3 protein-coding genes are annotated in these 3,055 nt (G+C 63.2%); all 3 read right to left on the bottom strand.

The genetic code is table 11. The features are described 5' to 3' along the window. Window positions 1–411, bottom strand: a 411-nt coding sequence (locus NW75_RS20090; RefSeq protein ID WP_081988844.1) for an endonuclease domain-containing protein, incomplete at its 3' end; no start/stop codon positions are given. Window positions 412–473: 62 nt separating this feature from the next. Next, complete coding sequence (locus NW75_RS20085) at window positions 474–2,405, bottom strand: ribonucleoside-diphosphate reductase subunit alpha (RefSeq protein WP_033967150.1); 1,932 nt, start codon at window positions 2,403–2,405, stop codon at window positions 474–476. A gap of 401 nt (window positions 2,406–2,806) precedes the next feature. After that, the coding region (locus NW75_RS20080) for an ATP-binding protein (RefSeq protein ID WP_033967148.1) at window positions 2,807–3,055 on the bottom strand (249 nt) is incomplete at its 5' end.

Raw genomic sequence — 3,055 nt, 5'->3', positions numbered from 1 at the left:
GGCGCGCCCTTTTCTTGGGCTCACCCTCACCCTTCCCATGCTGCGCATGGGCCCCTTCCCTCTCCCGCAGGAGAGGGAGATTTGCGCGATGACGCCGTCGGTGTTGGCGAGCACGTCATTGTTCCAGAAGCGCAGCACGCGATAGCCTTCGTCTTCGATGTGGCGCGTACGTGCAGCGTCGTAGCTTTGCGCTTCGCTATGCTGCCCGCCGTCCACTTCAATCACCAGTTTCGCTCCAAAGCTCAGCAGGTCGGCAAAATACGGGCCGACCGGGACTTGCCGCCGCCATTTCAGCGCCGGAAACGCTTCGCGCAGCGCGCGAAACAAGCGCTTTTCGGCCTCCGTCGCAGTGCGGCGGAGGTCACGGGCGCGCGCCACGGTGCCGGAGGGCTGGTTGTGGTAGAGGCGCATCACCCTCACCCTTCCGCGGCTGCGCCGCTCCTCCCTCTCCCACAGGGAGAGGGAGTATCACCTCACTGGCACGCCAGGCATTCATCGTAATCGGTCGTCGCAAATTCATATTGCGGCTTTTCGATCGTGTTGTCCGCCTCGACCCCGCCCGCGAAACCAGCGCGCTGCACCGATTTGGAGCGGAGATAGTAAAGCGACTTGATGCCCAATTCCCACGCGCGGAAGTGCAGCATCAGCAGATCCCACTTCTCGACATCGGCCGGGATGAACAGGTTGAGGCTGGTCGACTGGTCGATGAACGGCGTGCGATCGGCCTGGAGCTCGATCAGCCAGCGCTGGTCGATCTCGAAGCTGGTCTTGAAACAGTCCTTCTCCTCCTGGTCGAGGAAGTCGAGATGCTGCACCGAACCGCCTTGCTCGAGGATCGAATTCCACACCGCGTCGCTGTTCTTCGATTTCTCGTTGAGCAGCTTTTCGAGATACGGGTTCTTGATCGAGAAGGAGCCCGACAGCGTTTTGTGGGTGTAGATATTGGCCGGGATCGGCTCGATGCACGCGCTGGTGCCGCCGCAGATGATGCTGATCGACGCGGTCGGCGCGATCGCCATCTTGCACGAAAAGCGCTCCATCACGCCCATGTCGGCGGCGTCGGGGCAGGGCCCGCGCTCGGTCGCCAAATGCATCGAGGCTTCGTCGACCTGCGCCTTGATGTGCTTGAACATGCGCAGGTTCCACGACTTCGCCATCGCGCCCTCGAACGGCAGCCCGCGCGCCTGGAGGAAGGAGTGGAAGCCCATCACGCCGAGCCCGACCGAACGCTCGCGCATCGCCGAATAGGCCGCACGCTCCATGCCCGGCTCGGCACGGTCGATGAAGTCCTGCAGGACATTGTCGAGGAAACGCATCACGTCCTCGATAAAGCCCTTCTCGTCCTTCCACTGGTCCCAGGTTTCCAGGTTGAGCGACGACAGGCAGCACACGGCAGTGCGTTCGTGGCCGAGATGATCCTTGCCGGTCGGCAGCGTGATCTCGCTGCACAGGTTCGAGGTCGAGACCTTGAGCCCGAGGTCGCGGTGATGCTTGGGCATGCCCTTGTTCACATGGTCGGCGAAGACGATGTACGGCTCGCCGGTGGCAAGCCGCGTTTCGACCAGCTTCTGGAACAGGCTGCGCGCATCGACGGTGGCGCGCGCCGAGCCATCCTTGGGGCTGGTCAGCGTCCATTCGCTGCCGCTGCGCACCGCTTCCATGAACGCGTCGGTGATCAGCACGCCGTGGTGCAGGTTGAGCGCCTTGCGGTTGAAATCGCCCGAGGGTTTGCGGATTTCGAGGAATTCCTCGATCTCGGGGTGCGACACGTCGAGATAGCAAGCGGCCGAACCGCGGCGCAGCGAGCCTTGGCTGATGGCGAGCGTCAGCGAATCCATCACGCGCACGAATGGGATGATGCCGCTGGTCTTGCCGTTGAGGCCGACCGGCTCGCCAATGCCGCGGACATTGCCCCAATAGGTGCCGATGCCGCCGCCGCGCGACGCCAGCCAGACATTCTCGTTCCAGGTGTCGACGATGCCGCCCAGGCTGTCGGGCACCGAATTGAGGAAGCACGAGATCGGCAGGCCGCGCCCGGTGCCGCCATTGGACAGCACGGGCGTGGCCGGCATGAACCACAGCCGCGAGATATAACCGTACAGGCGCTGGGCATGGCCCGCATCATCGGCATAGGCCGAGGCCACGCGCACGAACAGATCCTGGAAATTCTCGCCGGGGAGCAGATAGCGGTCGCGCAGCGTTTCCTTGCCGAAATCGGTCAGCAGGGCATCGCGCGAATGGTCGACCTCGACCGGATAGAGCTGCGCCTTCACTTCCTTGGAATCACCGCGCGCGGAGAGCTTGCGCTGAGCGCCGCTGGTGTCTTCCACGGGCGCGCTTGCCAGCGCCTCGATTGCGTCTGTAGCCATGTCCGTACTCGCTTCCCCGGTATTCCGAAAATCCATCTGCCGCGTCCCTGCCAACTCGTTCAAAACTCTGCGATCAGGGTCAGCCGCGTTTCCGATCCGTTCGAATCGGCGGGCGAACCCCAATACTACCATGTCGCGGGCGACCTGCGAGAACAAAAGTAGACCTGTCCCATGGAGACACCATGGGTCGGGCCGTCTCCGCAATATGGGGTTGCGGCTTGTGTTCTACCAGCGCTTGGGTTCGCCCCCGAACTCAACCCCTACAGATTGTGCCGGATCGCGCGAGCACGCAATACGGTAAATGACGAATTAGAGACTCCGTTCGTCGCTATTTTGAGTCGGTTCGCAGCAGGACCATATCGGTCCTACCACGCGACGCGCGGTCAAAGCTGCCCTTGCTGAAAGGCAAGAGACCGAAGCGGGAACATGACAATTTTTTAGGCGTCGGAAGAAGGCGATGTCGGCAGCGTAACGATCGCTGCGAGGCCACCAAGTGCCGCCGACTCGAGCGTCAGCGTCCCCCCATAGAGGGTCGCCAACTCGTTCGCGATCGACAGCCCGAAGCCGTGGCCGTCGCCGCGTTCGTCGAGACGCTGGCCCGCCGCCAGCGCAGCGACGCGCGCGTCGGGCGGGATGCCCGCGCCATCGTCCTCCACGCTCAGCCGCACGAATCGGCCATCGGCGGT

The organism is Sphingomonas sp. Ant H11, assembly GCF_000797515.1.
In the GTDB taxonomy this organism is placed as follows: Bacteria; Pseudomonadota; Alphaproteobacteria; order Sphingomonadales; family Sphingomonadaceae; genus Sphingomonas.
Note: the sequence above shows the minus strand (reverse complement) of the source record. Positions and strands in the feature narration are given on the sequence as shown.

Coding starts and splice junctions, on each gene's coding strand:
- NW75_RS20085 (WP_033967150.1), bottom strand. CDS start 2,405: ATGGATTTTCGGAATACCGGGGAAGCGAGTACGGACATGGCTACAGAC.